At 51.8% G+C, this 18,002-nt stretch carries 16 protein-coding genes; 3 read left to right on the forward strand and 13 right to left on the reverse strand.

Annotation, left to right across the window (positions count from 1 at the left end):
• Positions 1–15: 15 nt before the first annotated feature.
• Positions 16–1,500: a hypothetical protein gene (locus PKY88_09690; GenBank protein ID HOQ05470.1), complete on the forward strand. Its 1,485-nt coding sequence runs from the start codon at positions 16–18 to the stop codon at positions 1,498–1,500.
• Between the two features lie 131 nt (positions 1,501–1,631).
• Complete coding sequence (locus PKY88_09695) at positions 1,632–3,104, forward strand: glycosyltransferase family 39 protein (protein HOQ05471.1); 1,473 nt, start codon at positions 1,632–1,634, stop codon at positions 3,102–3,104.
• Here the strand turns inward: PKY88_09695 and PKY88_09700 are convergent.
• The 13 genes from PKY88_09700 to cysC all read right to left on the reverse strand — a co-directional run bounded on the left by PKY88_09700 (position 3,101) and on the right by cysC (position 16,985).
• Positions 3,101–4,369, reverse strand: coding sequence for an exopolysaccharide biosynthesis polyprenyl glycosylphosphotransferase (locus PKY88_09700; protein ID HOQ05472.1), 1,269 nt, complete (start codon positions 4,367–4,369; stop codon positions 3,101–3,103). The two genes, PKY88_09695 and PKY88_09700, sit on opposite strands and share 4 nt — an antisense overlap.
• Before the next feature lie 77 nt (positions 4,370–4,446).
• The gene (locus tag PKY88_09705; protein HOQ05473.1) at positions 4,447–5,220 is read right to left on the reverse strand and encodes a glycosyltransferase family 2 protein; all 774 of its coding nucleotides are present in this window, start codon (positions 5,218–5,220) and stop codon (positions 4,447–4,449) included.
• Positions 5,217–6,308 (reverse strand): glycosyltransferase, encoded by a 1,092-nt coding sequence (locus PKY88_09710; protein HOQ05474.1) that lies wholly within the window; start codon positions 6,306–6,308, stop codon positions 5,217–5,219. The genes PKY88_09705 and PKY88_09710 overlap by 4 nt, the downstream gene beginning before the upstream one ends.
• Before the next feature lie 79 nt (positions 6,309–6,387).
• Positions 6,388–7,506, reverse strand: a complete 1,119-nt coding sequence (locus PKY88_09715) for a glycosyltransferase family 4 protein (GenBank protein ID HOQ05475.1) — start codon at positions 7,504–7,506, stop codon at positions 6,388–6,390.
• Complete coding sequence (locus tag PKY88_09720; GenBank protein HOQ05476.1) at positions 7,503–8,846, reverse strand: O-antigen ligase family protein; 1,344 nt, start codon at positions 8,844–8,846, stop codon at positions 7,503–7,505. Before PKY88_09720 ends, PKY88_09715 begins: the two co-directional genes overlap by 4 nt.
• Positions 8,782–9,564, reverse strand: coding sequence for a sulfotransferase domain-containing protein (locus tag PKY88_09725; protein ID HOQ05477.1), 783 nt, complete (start codon positions 9,562–9,564; stop codon positions 8,782–8,784). The genes PKY88_09720 and PKY88_09725 overlap by 65 nt, the downstream gene beginning before the upstream one ends.
• The gene (locus PKY88_09730; GenBank protein ID HOQ05478.1) at positions 9,558–10,289 is read right to left on the reverse strand and encodes a putative nucleotide-diphospho-sugar transferase; all 732 of its coding nucleotides are present in this window, start codon (positions 10,287–10,289) and stop codon (positions 9,558–9,560) included. Before PKY88_09730 ends, PKY88_09725 begins: the two co-directional genes overlap by 7 nt.
• A gap of 13 nt (positions 10,290–10,302) precedes the next feature.
• Entirely contained in the window at positions 10,303–11,805 is a 1,503-nt protein-coding gene (locus PKY88_09735) for a lipopolysaccharide biosynthesis protein (protein HOQ05479.1), read from the reverse strand.
• Positions 11,802–12,965: a hypothetical protein gene (locus PKY88_09740; GenBank protein ID HOQ05480.1), complete on the reverse strand. Its 1,164-nt coding sequence runs from the start codon at positions 12,963–12,965 to the stop codon at positions 11,802–11,804. The genes PKY88_09735 and PKY88_09740 overlap by 4 nt, the downstream gene beginning before the upstream one ends.
• The gene (locus PKY88_09745) at positions 12,962–13,723 is read right to left on the reverse strand and encodes a 3'(2'),5'-bisphosphate nucleotidase CysQ (protein ID HOQ05481.1); all 762 of its coding nucleotides are present in this window, start codon (positions 13,721–13,723) and stop codon (positions 12,962–12,964) included. The genes PKY88_09740 and PKY88_09745 overlap by 4 nt, the downstream gene beginning before the upstream one ends.
• 19 nt (positions 13,724–13,742) lie before the next feature.
• The gene (locus tag PKY88_09750; GenBank protein ID HOQ05482.1) at positions 13,743–15,545 is read right to left on the reverse strand and encodes a GTP-binding protein; all 1,803 of its coding nucleotides are present in this window, start codon (positions 15,543–15,545) and stop codon (positions 13,743–13,745) included.
• A gap of 18 nt (positions 15,546–15,563) precedes the next feature.
• On the reverse strand, positions 15,564–16,448 hold the full coding sequence (gene cysD / locus PKY88_09755) for a sulfate adenylyltransferase subunit CysD (protein HOQ05483.1): 885 nt from the start codon (positions 16,446–16,448) through the stop codon (positions 15,564–15,566).
• A gap of 6 nt (positions 16,449–16,454) precedes the next feature.
• Positions 16,455–16,985 carry an adenylyl-sulfate kinase gene (gene cysC / locus PKY88_09760; protein HOQ05484.1) on the reverse strand — a complete coding sequence of 177 codons (531 nt, stop codon included), beginning with the start codon at positions 16,983–16,985 and terminating at the stop codon, positions 16,455–16,457.
• A 188-nt stretch (positions 16,986–17,173) separates the two neighbouring features.
• Here cysC and PKY88_09765 point away from each other — a divergent pair, with 188 nt between their 5' ends.
• Complete coding sequence (locus PKY88_09765; protein HOQ05485.1) at positions 17,174–17,665, forward strand: ferritin family protein; 492 nt, start codon at positions 17,174–17,176, stop codon at positions 17,663–17,665.
• Positions 17,666–18,002: the final 337 nt, after the last annotated feature.

Here is an 18,002-nt window from a genome sequence, read left to right on the forward strand (position 1 = left end):
CAGTCGAGAACAAAAATGAAGCAGCAGAAAACCAACCTGTTTCTGTTCGGAATATACACGGGCTTTCTTCCGCTTCTGACGGCTCTGGCCGCCGCCCATACGATGTCCCCCAATGAGTACCTTATCTGGGGGATTCCCAGTGAAGCGATCTCTATTCCGGCCGGGGCTGTTATTACGGAAGCTGTGCTGACTATCCACGATATTGTCCCAGCCAAAGCACGCATCTACGTTCACATGCTCGATAACCCCACCGAAGGAGTTCAAAGAGACACCGGCAGCGGCTCAGGGGACATTTTTGCCGGCTACGGCGTTTCTGTAACCGGGGCCTTTTCTAATAAAGGAAAATGGGTCTGCCGACTCAGCCAGTACAACAACAAAAAATCCTCCATCTGGACGGTTTATCCGAATCCCTACAAAGTAAAACTGGCGGACGGCTCCACGGTTTCGCTTTCTTCTTCGCTGCTGGAACTGATGGACTATATCGGCAACGGCAGCGGATTCGGGTTCGGGCTGAACTTCAAAGACATCTGCACCTTCACTCAAATCACGTTGGATGTGACCGCCAAAACTTACCTCGGAGACTACCAGGTCCAGACGTTCTCCTTCCGGATTTCCGACCTGTATTCCTACAATGAGACCACCGGCAAATGGGAGTATTCAGCGGAAGCGGAACCCGCTGACTGGGAACAGAATGATGAGCCCTCCCTGCCCGTGACCATCAAGAGCGTCCAGGTGGCCGCCGGAAATGGGGTCGGTCAGGACAGTTTGACTGTCAGCGGTTCTTTCGCCGCGGCCCCCAATCTCCTCCAGGTCTCCTCCATTGAAACCTCCGTCATTTCTCTTACGGATGGGGCCGAAATCTACACAGAGGAATGCGGCTACAAATGGGACAAAACGAAAAACCAGTTTGTATGGACTCGAAGAATTGCCAAAAACCAACCCGGCGGCATCACCTCCTTGAAATTTGATTTTGCGACGCGTACCTTTGCTGCGACCCTTTCAAAAGTGAATTTGACCGGCCTGTCCTGCCCGATTCGCTTTGAATGGGATTTTGGAGACACCGTATACTGCGGAGAAGCCGACGAATCGATTGTCAACGGCAAACAGCGGATCCCGATTCGGCTGATGCGAAACTATCGCGATGAGGTCCGCATCAGCAAGGCCGCCGCCAAACACGGAAAAACGGCCGGTACGGACCAGTTAAGCATTACCGGCGAAATCGCCGTTGCGGATGTGGCCGGAACCGACCTGACAGCTCTGCCGGTCCGCATCATCTGGGGTGCTCAAACCTTCACCATTCCTGAAGGCAGCTTCACAAAAGCAGCCAAGGGCAATGTGTATTCGTGCCTCAATGTTCCCGCGGCGGAAGGCGGCCTGGTGAACTGCAAAATCGATTTGGACAAGTGCATCTTCACCGTGATTCTGAAAAATGCCGCTTTGGACCTGGTGCCGGGCACAGCCGCCGATGCCAACCTCCAAATCGGCACCTCTGCGGATTAAAAACAATGTTGCTTCTTCCGCCGGCCTTTTTGAACCGCCCTGCGCACAAGCCGGCCTGATTCTTTCCTCTTGTCTGAAAAGGCAAACAATGCTATATTGCAGCCGCAGATTTTTAGGAAAGAAAGAGGCCGATGTCAATCAGTTCTCTCGTTCGGCGAATAACCCGCCACAAATGGTTTTGTCCGGCCTTCCTGCTGGGGCTGGCCGCCCTGCTCGGTGCCTATCATATCTCCCGGACTGTTGTAATCAGCGAAGATGGTGTTCTTTATATTAAGATGGCCCAAACTCTTCCCGACGGCTATGCGGAGATATGCCGAAAATTCCCGCCGGGTTTTCCCGTGCTGCTTTATCTGGTCCACAGACTTGCCTTTTTCTTTGCCGATTCCCATACCAATTTATCCTGGATTCACTCGTCCCAAACGGCCGTCCTTTTGACACAATTAGGGGCCCTGTTTTTCCTCTGGAAAATCGGATGCCGCCTCTTCCGTCCCGTCTGGGCCTTCGGAGGACTTCTGATTTTGCTCGTCCTGCCGATTTCCAAACACGGCTGCGATGTCCTCCGAGACTGGCCGCATCTGCTTCTTCTGTCGGCAGCCTTTTATGCCCTTCTGAGAAATCTGGAGAAACAAACTCTTTTTGGATGGATGGTCTCGGCGTTTCTCGGGGGGGTTGGGTACCTATTCCGTCCGGAATGTGCTCAGATTCTCCTCTATCTGGCTGTTATTCTGGGCATATTGTTTTGGAAGCAAAGAACAGCGGCAAACGCCGGACGGCTGCTGACCGCCGCTGTTCTGATCGCCGCGGCCTGGCTGCTGCCGGTCCTGCCCTATTGGCTTTATGCTGATTCCGTGCTGCCTTCTAAACTTCTTCTTTCCTATTTAGACCATCCGATTTGCATCGGATCTATTCTGGGAGCCGCAGAAGGGAACCATCTTTTTATCACAGCTCCTTTTGAGTTTTTTAAGACATTAGCGGAAAACCTGCTTTACTATTTTCTGCCTTTTTGGCTGCTTGGCTTTCGGTCCTACTTTCTTAAAAAAAAGGAAGCTGGGAATCTTTCCTTTCTGCTGGCAGCATCTTTTTTCATTTTAAATGTCTTCCTTCTGCTGATGCTCGGATTTACCTACGGCTATATTGCAAAACGTCACTTTCTTCCACTTTTAGGCATCTCAAGTCTTCTGACTGTTCAGGGAATGCGAACCTTGGCCCTTTTTGCCTACTCAAAACTGAATGGGCTCCGAAGCGTCAAGCTTTCTTTGTTCCTGAGTCTTTTCTTTCCGGCGGGGATTCTGCTTTCTCTTCCCAAACTGCTTCATCCCCTTCACTATGACAAAACCGCTTATCGCCAAGCTGCTGAGTGGCTTATCCAACACACTCCTGCTGATGCTCTTATTGTCTCAAAAGACAAACGCATTCCCTTTTACGCGGAACGACAGATATCTCCCTCTAAAAAGACCGCGGATTACATAGTTCGCATTTCACCCTTATCCGATCCGCCGATGCCGCAGTCCCGGTATATACTTCTGGAAAAATGGAAGTCACAAAAACAACTTCTTGAAATTCTTGCCATTCAAAAAAGAAACCCCGATTCCGATGTTCCTTAAACACCCCGTCCCCTGAGAATCACAGGAACCGTTTTAAGCATGAGATACAAATTCAGTAAAAATGACCGCCGCTGAATATACAGATAATCGTAACGGATTTTATGATGCGGTTTGAGGTCATAATCCCTTCGTATCTGGGCCAGTCCCGTCAGCCCCGGCCGGACAGCCAGACGAATCCCTCGAAGAACCGGATATTCCTCCAAGAAATGAGGGCGTTCCGGACGCGGTCCCACAAGACTCATTTGTCCCTGAAGCACATTCCACAACTGAGGCAGCTCATCCAGACGGCCTTGTCTCAAAAACCGGCCCAATGGCGTAACTCGTGCATCATTTCGTGTAGCCCAAACGGGGCCCGTCTCGGCTTCTGCATTGTTCACCATGGTTCGAAACTTATACAGAACAAAAGGAACGCCGTTTTTCCCCGCTCGGATCTGTTTGTAAAAAACCGGTCCCGGCGAAGTAGCCTTCACCAGCAATCCGATGAGAACCATCAGAGGAAAGAGCAGAAGCAGCAATGCCGAACTCCCGACAATATCCAGCAGCCGCATCAGGAATTCTTCCGTCTCTGACCGCCGTCCCAGAAAGGCAGAGAGCAGCTCAATATCCTGGGCCGGCAAGCCGCTGACAGACATCATCTCTGTGTACAGCTCAGGACTGAAAACCACATTGACGCGTGATTTCAGCAGAAGACAAACCAAAAGATTGAACTGCTTTTCATCTGAAATCCGCCTGCACAGAATAACCTCATCAACTTCGGGCTGGTGAATCAGCGCATCTACAGACTCGCAGTGAATCTTTCGGATTCGGCTGGTAGAGGGCAACAACACCTCGGATTTTTCATCGCCGATAATCAGCACGCTTTTTCGAATGCATCCGGCAGCCCGCAGGATTCCGCTGTTCAACACAAAAAGGATCACGCCCGCCAAAGGCACAAACAAAACAAATACACTCGTCGGAAAACTGGCCCATCGGCTTCGAAATACGTACAAAAAAGCTACAGACAGCAGCGTTCCAAGCAGAATCCCTTTAAACAAATAACGGAGAACCTCCATATAGGAACGGAAACGCGGCTGGAAAACACCTTCCACTGCCAGGGACAGCAGATACAAAAAGGTCAGCGGTGCATAGGCTGCACGATAAGAAGAAAAGTTAAACTCGGGAATCGAATTGCCGTATCGCAGCCAAAAAGCCAGCAGAATACACACGTGAATTCCCAAAATATTTACGACTGCCAGACCAATCTGAACAGGCCAATTTCGGCGCATAAGTACAGCAGCTTTCTGTCTAAAACCCCTCACGTTTTTCTTTTTTAAAACCGGATTTTACCTCCTTTCTGCTCCTTTTACAATCCCGAATGCGCCCCTCCGGAAGGCCGTTGAAAAAATTGGTTCAATTTCAGTGCCGCCTTCCTTAGAAAAAACAGAGGAGCCGGTTGGAGCGAATGAATCCGAAAGGATTGCAGAATTTCCCGATTGCCGCGCCAAATCCCCTTCAGCCGACCCGCTCTTCCCCTCGCTCGCATCTTGACCAGCACCTGCGGCAGATAAACACACCGAATCCGATGGATTTCAACGAACCGCAGAAGCAGTTCAAAATCCCCCGCTATCTGAAAATCCTCCCGATATCCCCCCAATTTCTCATAGACTTCCCTGCGGCAGAAAAAAGTCGGATGCGGGATCACCCAACCTTTTCGGAAGGCCCCCGGCTGCCATAAACCGGCCTTCCAATATCGACAGATACGGGAAGGGTGGGCATTATTCACATACACCAAATCCCCATACACGGCATCGGTCTTTTCCTTCTGAAAAAAGTCCGCAACTTTTAATAAAACATTTGGATCAATATAAACATCATCACTGTTCAGAAAGGCAATCACATCCCCATCGGCTCTCGCAAGACCTTTATTCATCGCCGAATAAATTCCCGTATCCGGCTCTGAAAACCACCGGACTCTACCTTGGCTTCGGCTCTGGACCACTTTCGCTGTTTGATCCACAGAACCGCCGTCAATAATCAAATGTTCCCGATCCGGCCAGACCTGACCGGCCACACTGTCCAGGGTATCCGCAATTGTTTTTTCACTGTTCAGACAGACTGTAACAATCGAAAACTTCATTCAGCGTCTCGCACATTGTGCACCAGTTCCCGAACATCCTCTAAAATCTGCTCAGCATTCTCTTTCCAGGTTCGTCTCGACAAAATGCCAAAACGTTCGGACATCGCCTTTTTGAGCTGTTCGGCGAGAATCGGTTCCTTCCGCAGCCGTTCAATCCCTTGATAGATAGAATCAACAGACAGTGGATCGCAATACAAAGCGCTGTCGCCGCAGATCTCCCGGGCAAAATCCATCCCGCTGGTAATAATCGGAAGACCATGATACATCGCCTCCAGATAAGTGGCTGAAAAAGATTCCAGAAGGGTTGGAAACAGAAGCGCCTGGCACTGCGCAAAATAGCCGCCGACCTCCGATTGACGAATCGGTCCCAGATTGACAATGTGGCTGCCAAGTCTCTCCCGTTCGATTCGCCGCAGCAACTGGGCCGCTCCTGGGTCCTGTTCCGGTGCAATAGTCAAAAACAGCACGGTATCCCTAAGCTGATTCCGATAGGTCTTATAGAGCGGAAGAAAAATCTCCAGATTTTTGTGTCCATAATATCTGCACAGACAAATCATCCGAAAACGCCCCTTCGTCCAAGGGGGGATTTGCAGCTGGCTTTCCGCGGTCTGACGAACAGACTCCCTCCCAAGAACATTCGGCAGCAAACGAATCTGGCCGGCAGGATGATATATACTTTGGAGCCGCTGAATCATCGTTTGGGTCTGGCAATAAATCACCGCCGCATTCCGAACGGTCCAGGCAAACTGCCTTTTCTGGAATGCATATCGAAACCGTTCCTTCCAGCTCATCGGCCCCCATTGGCTTTTGGGGTAAACAAAGTGAGCATCCGCCAGACGAACCAGCTGAATCCCACCCAAAGACGGATACCCAAGATGTCCCAGTGCAAAAACGGCATCCGGGCGAAATTCCCTCCCCAGCTGCCGGAGAACAAATCGATCAAAAAAATATCGTTTCAGATAATTGCCGTCTTGGGCAAACCAGTAAACACGGACGGAAGAATCCTTTGCAATCGATTCATAGCCGCAGTGTTTCGGCAAAACCGCCAGGATTTCCCAATCTTCCCCGTACCGCACCAATTCAGCCAGAAGATTTTGTCCGACCGACAGCCCCCCGCCTGGCGGTTGGCGTGTCCGACAATCATCAATCGGATTTTCGTTCTTGCTTTCATTGCTTCAGCAGGCGGCGATAAGCCTCTTCATACGAGCGCGTCATCTTTTCCAAAGAAAACAAAGATGCCTGTTTTTGTCCCTCATTTGCCAATCTCTTGCGCAGAGTTTCATCAGAATACAAAGTCCTTACAGCTTCTTTCAGAGAAGTCAGAGAATCCGGGGCAAACAGCCAAGCATGCTTTTTGTGCTCGAGATAATAGCGAATAACCGGGATGGCGGAAGCTGCCGCACAGCAGCCGGCCAGCATGGCCTCAAACAGTACATTCGGCATCCCTTCTGATACGCTCGGCAGAACAAACAAGTCAGCCTGTTCCAGACCGCCGTGCCAGTCGGGACGATACCCGGTAAAATGGACATCTTCTTCGAGTCGGGCCTTCTTCAACCGGTCCTTCCACTTCTGCTGCAATCCCATTTGGTCGGTTCCGCAGACAACCAGGGAAAGATTCAGTCCTTCCCCTCGTAATACGCAAAAGGCCTCCAGAAGCAATTCCGCACGCTTCTGGGGCACAATTCGACCCGTGTACCACAGCAGAAAAGTATTGTTCTTTTTAAAATTCGGAAAGGGGACGGAACTCTGCGTGCGACATAACCGAATCCCGTTGGGAATCGTGAATCCCTTTTTTCGCCGATAAAGAAATCGGAAAAACAGAGGCTCACTCAGTACAGGAAAGTTGGTAATGATCTGATGGGAAAGCCCATGCTGAATCAGGGCCAATCGATCGCGAAATTTGCCTTTCAGGCCCGGCATTCCGCGCAGGGAGCGCCGCTGGCCGCTTACAATCGGAATGTTCAGCCGCCGTCCGGCCAGAGCCGCCGGAATCGTAATCACTTCCGGCAGCCATACATGAAGCAAGTCCGGACGATAGTCCATTACGGCCTCATACACCCGTTTGCCAAAGGAAAAAAGTTCCCATTTCCGCCCGCGGTCCACTCTGAGACAGTCAACCGGTCTGTTAAAGAAAGGTACATCCGTATCCCCGGCCAGAAATAAAATTCCATGCGCAAACTGCTCGGTATCGGAACAGTCGATCAGATATTTCAGCTGACGCTGGGCTCCGCCCCCCTCGAGACGGTCAATCACATGAAGTATCCTGAATCGCCGTGCGATGCTCATTGCGGCCTCTCCCTGCCGAGACTGTTCATTAACCCAATCAAAAAGCCGGTCACGCCGGCATAGGTTCGTGAATCCAGCAGTGTGTTACTGAAAAACCCGAACCAGAGAATCACAAGAAAAATTTGTAAAACAAACGGCACGCCATGCCGCCCTTCAAGCACAGCCCGCTGCGGATGCAGATAGAGGGATGCATTTAACAGCAAGTAAAACAGCACCAGCAGCCATCCTCCTTCAAAGGCAATCAGCAGATACTGGTCATGGGTGCTGTATAGGAGCTCCTCCGTTTCCTGCAAACGTTCCTGGGCACCAAGCCCATATCCGAAAAGGGGGCGATCCTTCGACAGTTGGAAAAAAACAATTTTTTTCAAGATTCGCGGTTCAACGGTGCTTTCCCCGCGCCGACTGACCTGAGTAAAATTCCCCCGAACCAGTGAGTCCACCCTCTCTACAAGTCCATAGGTTCCTTTATACGAAGGAATCGTATCTGAAACGATGCGAATGAGAAGCGGAAAAATGCTGAACAGCAAACCGGCAAAAAATCCCACAGCCACTACAGGGCCGGGCTGCATCCACAGTCGTCCCTCTTGAACACGAAAATAAGTCACACAGATATGAACGAAAAAACTTAAAATCACCGCGGCATAACCTGAACGTGAACCCGTTGCCACAACCAAAAAAACCAGCATCAGATAAGCCGCCAAACGCCGTCTCTCCTGCTGTCTTGGAATAAATGCCGCCCAAATCAAAAACAGAAGCAACATATCCCTTGCCTGCTCGTTCGGCTGCATGGCCCAGCCGAAGGCGCGGCCCTGAAACGTGTTCTCCCTTTGCATCCACCGGAAAATACCTTCGAACCATTCCGGAAAAAACAGACTCCAAACCACACCCGCCGCCTCCGCAACAAGGACTGCAGTCCCCCAGCGCAGAAATCTTTGTGGGCTGCTCCGTTGAATCCATAAGGCGGAAGAAACCATCAGGAGAAAAATATGCCCATAAAGAACCGCCTGACGCAGATCGTATATATTCCCAACCAGCAAATGGAGAAGAGGCCAGATCAGCAGAAAAAGAAACCATCCACCTATCAGCGGCTCCCGACATAAAGCTCCTGCCTGCCGGCGATTCACCCAGCAATAGACCAGTAAAAACAAAAAAGAACATCCTGTCATTTGTGCCGAAGTACACCCAACAAGGGCCCCCAATACAAAGCGAAGAGACGATAGTTCCAAAAGCAAAACCGCTCCCGCCAACTTATCCAAGGGGGCAAATGAATCCCCTTCAGCGGTCCGCCAAGAGGCCGTCTTCCGGCTCAGCCAGCAGTTTTCTTTTGAATCGTTCAGCATAATTCGGTTTCCATCCCAATCCTCTCAGGAGATCTCGCGCCAGCCGTTTGCATATCCTCGGCGTCCGCCTAAGCAAAACCGACATTCGACTCTGTCCGACGATTTGCCTTTTCTCTTCCTGAAGACGAGTGTATCGCTTTCTGTCTAATTCCATTTCCTCCGAGAGAGGAAGGTCCCAATAGGCCTCAATTGCCCGAATGGTCTCACGCGGACGGCTTATCAGTTCCTCATAATGAATCAGCAGTTTATCCCCTTTGTGCTGCATCCATCCTTCATAAAACATCTGCATTTGTTTCAGCAGGCCTGTCTGACGGGCTTTCCGGAGCCATTCTTCTTCGCTCACACAAAAAACAAAGTCCAGACTCTTCATAGGGAAAACCCCTGTATCTTCTCCCCGTTTATACGCCCCAATGACCCCCTCAGGCCGACGCAGCAGAATAACCTTCTTATGGGCTCTCAGCAAACATTGGTTGTTTTCCGTAGGCGGCAGATGCAGCTTGCAAAAATTATCCGTCTGCGTCAACAGCGACAGAACCTTGCTGTCCAGCTCCCGCATATCCGCATGCATTAAAAAAAAGACTGAATAATCAGAAGCAATCGGCAAATCGACCAAATAGTGTCGGCGAATCATCCGGGTTCGGTCCTCCATTCCATGAAGCCGACACAAGGTTGTCAACAGCGAAGTACTGGCGCTTTTCGGCATCGCAATAATCAGCATCGCGGTTCCTCTCCGGATTCAGGTTTCCTCTTTGCCCAGTGACTCCATTTCCGCTTCAGATACTCCATCCAAATCCGCATCCGGGAACGTCCGGAATAACAGGCCAAATGAAGAATCTTCACCTGGGCTTCTCTTTGGCTCCAGAGCCAAAGATACTTCCGATACCGAATATTATACTCCGGCGGCAAAACTGCCACACGTAAATCACATGCCCAGAGCAGTTCCCGCAAAGTAACCTGATCCTTTTCAAAGGGCTGACTGTGATAGGCCCGCTTCCACGCCTCCAAAAATTCCAAAACAGCCGGCGTTTTGCGGTAGGCAATCACTCCCCCGTTAAATTGAGGAAAGGCATAGGGCAGGTTCACCCTCCAGGGCTGCTGATTCTTGGCTGTATTTCTTGTATGGGCATGGCAAATCGCCATGTCAAAACGCTCCAGCACCTCAAATACATCCCGAATATCGCCGCAAATCCGCGTGTCGCTGTCCAGGTACAGCGTTCTTTCAAACGGCGTATACATCAGAGAATCCACCTTGGAGCGCCGATGCGGATTTTCAATCAAACCCCAGGAGTCAGCTGTCGAACGGGCCGACGCTTCATTTTCAGCATCCGTAAAAATATGGATTGGCAGCCCTCCACACCAACGCCGAACCGACTGTGCGGATTGGATGGCCGCTTTCACATAGCAGCGGCCTACGGCAATATATAAAACCCCGCATCCACCCACAGACTATCTCCATTCATAAAGACGACTTTGCCTGTGTCCGAAATCCTATCAAACGCTGCATCCCTTCAGACACCTGCTGCCGAAACCATGCCGCAGTTCTTCCAAAGAAAAACTGCGAGATCCCCGAATAAACAACGAGCAGAAAATATACTCCGATTCCCAGCCCCGCCGCCGCTGCAATCACCATCGGTTCAAAACCCTCCGCACGGAGCAGAGCCGTCAGAGCCGCCAACGGAATCCCGCAGAGACCTGTTACAACCGCCGGCCGGAGGAAAAGCACAAGAAAATCAATCCGTCTCATTCCAACAAGCCGCACACTTAAGTCTGAAATCAGCCCGAAATTGACAAGCCAGGCCGCCGTGGTTCCCCAGGCGACCCCTTCCACGCCCCAAAAACTTCCCCCCAAAGAAAAAATCATCACCGTTAACAAATACATATACTGACGCCAGGTCCTCCGATATACGGCCCCCCGCGCCATGGTAATTGAATCTCCGACTTTAACAGCTGTCCGGAAAAACAGCCCCGCCGAGACAATCTGAAACGGCACAATTGTCTCTTCCCAGGCAGGTCCCAGCAGAATCAGAATCAGCTCGCGCCCGCAGACAACCCCTAAAAGCGACAACGGCATTGTAATCAGAGCAATTCCCTGAATCCCCTTTTCAAAAGCGCTGGCCAAAAGATGCTCATCCTTCTGCACACGGCTAAAAACAGGAAACAACACCCGAGCCAGCGTCTGTCCGAAAAAACGGGCAATGGTTGTCGTCATCGCAATCGCCCGCCCGTACACCCCCAGTGCCGTCATTCCGAGGAGCCTTCCCACAATCATCTTATCCGCCTGCGACGCCCAATATCCGGCAATTTGAGAGGCCGTAACCCCTCCGCCGAACATCAGCATCTCCTTTAGAAGTGCTCCGTTAAAACTCAAAACAAACAGACGCGGGCCCATCAGAACAAACAAAATATTACGGCAGACTGTCTGACAAAAAACCGCCCAAACCAAGGCCCATACCTGAAAGCCGCCAAGGGCCAATCCAATCCCGATAATCCCGTATCCTCCGATGTAAGATGCCGACTCAATCAAAGCAATTGTCCCGAATTTCAAATTTCGACGCAGCTGCGACTGAGCCACCAAACCCGCTGATTCAATCGGATAAATCCAGCACAGAGTCCGAATAATTTTGATAACCTGTTCATTGCCGAAGAATTTCCCGGCCATAGGAGCTGCTGCAAATAAAAACAAAGAAAGCACTGCGCCGCACAGCACGGAAAAAACAAGCCCGGTACTTACATGAACCGCTGTCAAATGAGGGGTTTGAATCAGTGCAGGACCGACTCCGACTGTAGTGAAAATCGAGGCAAAATAAATCAGCATCGTGGCTGCCGTCAGAACCCCAAACGGCTCTTTGCCGACCAGCCGCGCCAGAATCATTAGGATCACAAGTTGTCCGATTCCCTGGACCAGCTGGCTAATCATCAGAGCACCGATTCCGGACAAGGTTCTGTGCACCAGATTCATTCGTTCTCTGTCCCGCCGATTCCGTCTTTCTGAATCCCTTTTTCCATCTCAGGTGACGCCGGCTGCAAACAGAAAATCAGAAACAGCATCATCAAAAGACTGCCGAAAAACAGCCGGATCATCGTCCCCCACAGCTGTTCAACACTCATTGTCCTTTGGAGAGGCAGTTGATAAAAAGTGAATCCCATCGCCAGGTTTTCTGCTTCCCGCAGCTCCGCCGATATCAAATCCTGCCAATCCGGCTCCCGCGTTTCTTCCAAAATCGATTTTAACTTCTGCTTATAGGTTTCTAAACTCAGTGATGTTTTCTTTTCCTGATTTTCCTTAAGAACCTCCAGCAATCGTTCATAAACCTTCAAAAAACGCTCATTTCGCTCACAATCTGCTCTTTTTGATTCCAACGCACTTGCTGCCTGCAAAGTCTCCATTTCCAAAGCTTGAATCTGCATCGACAACGGCAGATGCACTCCTTGATTCTCTACATTAAACTCAACAGCATAATCCGAAAGCTTTGCAGCGGTCTCCGCCGGCGGCAGATTTTTGAGAGCAGAAAGGAGTTTTTGCTTCTGCTGCACTTCCTCCTTTGAACGCGCACGATCCCTCTGATAATCCGCAATAGCTGCCCGGCAGTTTCGAATCTTCTCCTTTAGATTTTCCATCAACAAATCCAAGAGCAAATCTTCCGTCAGATTTACCTGAATCGTTTCAGCCAGAAGGGACAAAAATTCTTTTTCCCTGGCCTGCAGAAGAATTTCTATCCGAACCACCGACTGTTCCGGCTCAATCGGAATAATCTGCCTCTTCAAATTGGGCAAAATCCTTTTATCATCCAATTCCGGCCAGGTTTCAAAGCAGACAAATTTTTGCAGACGTTCCGGTCTTTTTCGGATCGCAATTGCCTCTTTCCACTCCCGGTCGCCCAGCCGTTCGACAATCCGCTCTAAATTTTTCATGTCAAAAAAACGGCTCTGAAAAACCAAATATTCCTGATAACTCATCTTTGTTGGAAAGTAGCAAATGGAGATCTGATAACCGCCAACCCAGAAAAATTGGTAAGCACCATAAACAAGAGGCAGAGCTATAGAGACAAACAAAAGAACCCAGCGGTATCGCCTCAAATAATCCATGACATCAACCCACCACTCTAATCTCTGCTTCATTCTGACAGCTCCTGCAATTTGAAAATGAGATACGAATTGGCTGCCCAGAGGCCCTTCAGGAGAGGATTGGGCTGATTGAACTGCCGTCTGGATTCGGACGCCTCCCATCGGCCGCCGGCGGCCTCCATAAGACAAACCCCGGCCGCTACATCCCATTCATTTTTGGGCACCAGGGTAAACATTCCATCCGCCAGCCCGGCAGCCACCAGAGCCAGTTTATAAGCCACCGAACCCATCGGAACAATCTCAAAGCCGGCCCCTTCAAAACGCTTCCATTCACCCCGTCTGACCTCGCTGCGGCTGGCCAAAATCCTGGCCCCCTTCAGGTCCGCTTTGCTGCTGACCCGGACCGGCTGTCCGTTGAGCGTAACCCCCGATGAACGGCTGCCCAAAAAAATCTGCCCGGCCGCCGGATTGCAGATGCCCGCCGCGACCGGACTGCCCCCCTCCACCAGCGCCACGGAAATGCACCACTCCGGAATGCCTTCGACAAACTCGCGCGTGCCGTCCAGCGGATCCACAATCCAGACCCGTTTTTTCCCCAGCCGGCTTAAATCGTCGGCGGTCTCTTCAGAAAGCCACCCTTCCGAAGGCCCCAGCAGGGCTTCTTTCAAGACCTTATCCAGCAGAAGATCGGCCTGCGTCACAGGGTCGCCGCCGGCTTTTTTTTCAGAGGCGATTCGCCCGGGTGTAAAGCGAGCCGCCGCTTCCTGCGCGGCCAGAAGGGCCTGTTCAATCCGCTGCAAATCGGCATCCATCCTCTGCCCCCGCTTCCGTTCACACACTGAAGATAATCCCCTTCTGCTGCAGGAGCCGCTTAATCTGCCCGGCGGCCTCGTCCGGATTGTCCGGATTTTCGAGCTGCAAATCGGCCTGAATATCAGTCATGTCCGGTCCAAGCCAGACGACCTCAACCAAATCGCTGTCCACGGCGGTTCGAATAATCTCCAAATCGCTTTGCGTCAGGCCGATGGCCGTCACAATCAGAATCAGTCCGGCATCGAGCATCAGGTTGGCCACTTCGCCGAGCCGCCGCAGGTGCTCCGGCCGGTGGGATGTGTCCGGCCCGGGCGTTTTAATGTCGGCATCCACCCCATAGAGCACATTGGCGATTCCCATAAAGTATACCAGTTTGCCCTCCGCAAAGAGCTTCCGCTCCAAAGCACGGGCCAGGGTCTTTTTGCCGACATTTTTGCGGCCGGTAATCAAAACCAAAGCGGCCTTTTGGCTGTAGCGTTCCCAGCGCTGTTCGCGGCTGAGGGTGCTCATCGCCCACTTGAGGTTTCGCTGCATTACGCGCTGGCGAAGCGGCTCTTCGGCATCCGGAAGGACCTTACGAATCAGTCCGCCGCCGCGGATTTCATACTCATCCACAATCACAAAACGGCTGAGGGTCGGGAATCGGTCGGACAAGTCAAACGCCACCGCCCGCGCCGTCTGCAGAATGCAGTCCGCCACATCGTGGTATCCGACAAAATCCTGCTCAGTTTTAACCCGCAAATCGGAGGAATCCATCACAGAAAGAATCTTCTCAACGCGCATCGGCTGCTTGGCCGTGCCGACCTTGATGAGGTAGTCTTTGTCGGCCCGCAGGGGCTCCCGACCCATCCAGAACAGATGAACCTGGAAACGCCGACCAACTTCCGGGGCGGGCTCGCCGGCCCGGACAGCGATTTGGCCGCGCGTCAGGTAAATCTGCTCTTCGAGCGTGAAGGCGGCGGCCTGACCGGCTTCATACGCCTGTGGAGGCGGCGAACCGAATCGTTCGAGTGTCTTGACGCGGCTCTTTTTGCCGGATGGATAAAAAATCAGCTCATCTCCGGGACGAACCGCGCCGGTTTCCACCGTTCCAACGACGATGCGGCGCTGGTCGCCCGCTCGTGTAAATTTGTACACATCCTGCACGGGCATTCGGAAGGGTTTGTCCACCGGCAGCGGCTCTTTGATAAAGGCGTCGAGCGTCTCCAGCACCGTCGGCCCCTCGTACCACGTCATCCGCCCGCTGCGGCGGGCAATATTGTCCCCCGTCGTTCCGCTGACGGGAATAAATGAGGCCGACAGACCGATTTCCTGCAGAAAGCATTTGTATTCGTCTGCAATCTTTTCGAACGTATCGCGGCTCCATCCCGCCAAATCCATCTTGTTGATGAGGACAGCGATTTGATGAACCCCGAGCATAGAGAGCATATAGCCGTGCCGACGGGAATTTTCCCGAACGCCTTCAGCGGCATCAATCACCAGCAGGGCCGCCTCCGCATGCGAGGCCCCGGTAACCATATTCCGCAGAAATTCGATATGCCCCGGCGCATCAAGAATCAGATAATGCCGCTTGGGGGACTTAAAGAAAATCCGGGCGGAATCAATCGTAATCCCCTGCGCCTGCTCATCCTTGAGCGCATCCAGCAGAAAAGCGTATTCGAAAGGCCGGCTGGTCCGACGGCACAGCTCCTGAATCTGCTCGAGTTTGCCTTTCGGCAGAGAATCGGTATCGGTCAGGAGACGGCCAATGACGGTGCTTTTGCCGTGATCCACATGCCCGGCAACAACAATATTCATCTTTTCATCGGCTGCAGAATTCATCCGTCTGCTGTCCTCCTTTTACATATATCCTTCCCGCCGGAGGGTTTCCAGCCCGCCGCCGTCTTCGGCATCCTGTGCCCGTCCGCTGCGTTCGGCAATGTTTTTCAGCTGTCCGCTGCGCAGCTCTTCGATAATCTCCTTCGGATTCTTGGCTGTGGAGTTTATGGGAAAGGTGCACGGCCAGCATCCGAGCGAACGATAGCGTTTTCCGTTTCCCTGGTCGTAGTACAGGGAAACCGTCGGAATCTTTTCCCGCTCGATATACTCCCAGATATTCAGTTCCGTCCAGTCCAGCAGCGGATGAATCCGCACATGGGTGCCGGGGGCGAAATCGGTTTTGTACTGATTCCAGAACTCCGGCGGCTGGTCGGCAATGTCCCATTCACTGGAGCGGTCGCGTTTGGAAAAATAGCGTTCTTTGGAACGGGAACCTTCTTCATCGGCCCGCAGTCCCACGATAACCCCCGTGAAGGGTTCGTGATTGGGGTCTATCTCGTAGCGGTCGGCGGAATGATTAAACCGATACCGGGGCCAGGCACCGCTCAGGGTGTTCTTAAGTGCCTCGGTTTTCAGGAGCTTACAGCAGCGGAGCCGATCCACTTTACCGTCCGGAAAGGTCTCTTTTCGCTCGAGGGCTTCCGTATTGATGCCGTAAATCATATCCAGCTGCCACTGGCGTGTCAGACGGTCGCGGTACTCAATCATCTCCGGAATCTTAAACTTTGTGTCTATATGGACTAACGGAAAAGGAACATGCCCCAGAAAGGCCTTGCGGGCCAGCCAGAGAAGCGCCGTGCTGTCCTTGCCGATAGACCAGAGCATACACAGGTTCTTGAAGTTGGCGTAGGCCTCCCGAAGGATGTGGATGCTGAGGTTTTCGAGTTGGTCGAGATGGTCAGCCATAGACTCTCACAGGTACGGTCTGATGTAAGCCATTATTTGGTCGACACATACATTTATCGGATTGTGTTCGGTATCGACGACAAGTTCCGGATGCTGGGGCTCTTCATACGGGTCATCCAGACCGGTGAACTGCTGAATCTGTCCGGCCTGGGCTTTTTGATATAAACCCTTAACATCCCGCCGTTTACACTCATCCAGCGAAGCCTTTACGTACACCTCGATAAAGTGTTTGCACAAATTGCGGACGAACTGTCGGGATTCTCTGTAAGGCGAGATGAATGAAGCAATTACGATAACACCGTGGTGTTCAAGCCGGCTGGCGACCCAGCCGACTCGCCGGATGTGTTCATCGCGGGATTTTCGATCGAAACCCGTGTTGGGAAAGAGGCTGCGGAGGGTGTCGCCGTCGAGGCGTTCGACTTTTCGGCCCTGCGCAGTGAGGAGTTGGGCAACTTGGTCGGCTAATGTGGTCTTACCGGAGCCGCTTAAGCCGGTCAGCCAAAGAACAAAACCCTGTTTTTCGGGCTGAAAAGGCATATGTCCGCGTTGTTCCTCCAAGACATCCTGTTTTCAAACACCTTTCACATCGTTAAAAAGCGGATTGAAAATACCATATTTGCCGGAAACAGACAACCTTTGTGGGGCGTAATTGCAAATAAGTTTTGCAAAGGCTGAAAAGTTCAAGTAGAGTGATTTACAAAAAATGTATACACGAGGGACAAAAAATGTCTATCTTCGACTACGCGATTCAGATGGAAAATGAGGGGGCGGCGTTTTACCGGGAACTGGCGGGGAAATCTCCGAATCCATCGGTTCAGCAGGTCCTGCGGATGCTGGCGGAGGAGGAGGACAAGCATGCGGCAGTTATTCGGGCGATGGCCGCACAGCAGCCGGCGGGGGCCCAGACGGAGGCGGCGGATGTTCTGGCGAATGCGAAGAATATTTTTCGGCGGGCAAAGGAATACGGTGAAACATTTGTGATCGAGACGGACCAGATTCATCTGTATCGGCAGGCACTGGAGATTGAACAAAAGAGCCGGGCGTTTTATCTGGACAGGGCGGACCAGGCCGAGCGGCCGGAGCAGAAGCAGATTTTCCAGCGTCTGGCGGAGGAAGAGGAACGGCACGAAGAGCTGCTGGAGAATCTGATTGAGCTGGTCTCGCGGCCCAAGCAGTGGCTGGAGGATGCGGAGTTCTTCCATCCGGAGGAGTACTAACTGCGGATTCCGCAGGACACATTTTTATTCACCACAGATTTCTCGGATTACACAGATTCAAGGCGAAACGAAGAACCACAGATTGCGCGGATTTCACAGAACGGGGCTATTCTTCAAACAAAAGAAGGCAGAGATTCTTTGATCAGATAGGACACGATTCTTTTCCCTCGCCGCAGCGCAGACAGAGATGAATTTGGAATGTATGTCCCCCCCCCGCAACAGTCATTTTTGACTTTATGTGGCTTGCTCTCAGGCATAGGTCAGTTACAATGCGAAATTAAAAATCTTCTTTGGAAAAAGGGTTGTGGCTTGCTCTCAGGCATAGGTCAGTTACAAT

This window comes from Anaerohalosphaeraceae bacterium (genome assembly GCA_035378985.1).
Taxonomy (GTDB): domain Bacteria; phylum Planctomycetota; class Phycisphaerae; order Sedimentisphaerales; family Anaerohalosphaeraceae; genus JAHDQI01.

What these genes read in the sequence shown, in the direction of transcription:
- PKY88_09690 (HOQ05470.1), top strand. Translation starts at nt 16, where the DNA reads ATGAAGCAGCAGAAAACCAACCTGTTTCTGTTCGGAATATACACGGGC.
- PKY88_09695 (HOQ05471.1), top strand. Translation starts at nt 1,632, where the DNA reads ATGTCAATCAGTTCTCTCGTTCGGCGAATAACCCGCCACAAATGGTTT.
- PKY88_09700 (HOQ05472.1), bottom strand. Translation starts at nt 4,369, where the DNA reads ATGCGCCGAAATTGGCCTGTTCAGATTGGTCTGGCAGTCGTAAATATT.
- PKY88_09705 (HOQ05473.1), bottom strand. Translation starts at nt 5,220, where the DNA reads ATGAAGTTTTCGATTGTTACAGTCTGTCTGAACAGTGAAAAAACAATT.
- PKY88_09715 (HOQ05475.1), bottom strand. Translation starts at nt 7,506, where the DNA reads ATGAGCATCGCACGGCGATTCAGGATACTTCATGTGATTGACCGTCTC.
- PKY88_09720 (HOQ05476.1), bottom strand. Translation starts at nt 8,846, where the DNA reads ATGCTGAACGATTCAAAAGAAAACTGCTGGCTGAGCCGGAAGACGGCC.
- PKY88_09725 (HOQ05477.1), bottom strand. Translation starts at nt 9,564, where the DNA reads ATGCTGATTATTGCGATGCCGAAAAGCGCCAGTACTTCGCTGTTGACA.
- PKY88_09735 (HOQ05479.1), bottom strand. Translation starts at nt 11,805, where the DNA reads ATGAATCTGGTGCACAGAACCTTGTCCGGAATCGGTGCTCTGATGATT.
- PKY88_09740 (HOQ05480.1), bottom strand. Translation starts at nt 12,965, where the DNA reads ATGAAGCAGAGATTAGAGTGGTGGGTTGATGTCATGGATTATTTGAGG.
- PKY88_09745 (HOQ05481.1), bottom strand. Translation starts at nt 13,723, where the DNA reads ATGGATGCCGATTTGCAGCGGATTGAACAGGCCCTTCTGGCCGCGCAG.
- PKY88_09750 (HOQ05482.1), bottom strand. Translation starts at nt 15,545, where the DNA reads ATGAATTCTGCAGCCGATGAAAAGATGAATATTGTTGTTGCCGGGCAT.
- cysD (HOQ05483.1), bottom strand. Translation starts at nt 16,448, where the DNA reads ATGGCTGACCATCTCGACCAACTCGAAAACCTCAGCATCCACATCCTT.
- cysC (HOQ05484.1), bottom strand. Translation starts at nt 16,985, where the DNA reads ATGCCTTTTCAGCCCGAAAAACAGGGTTTTGTTCTTTGGCTGACCGGC.
- PKY88_09765 (HOQ05485.1), top strand. Translation starts at nt 17,174, where the DNA reads ATGTCTATCTTCGACTACGCGATTCAGATGGAAAATGAGGGGGCGGCG.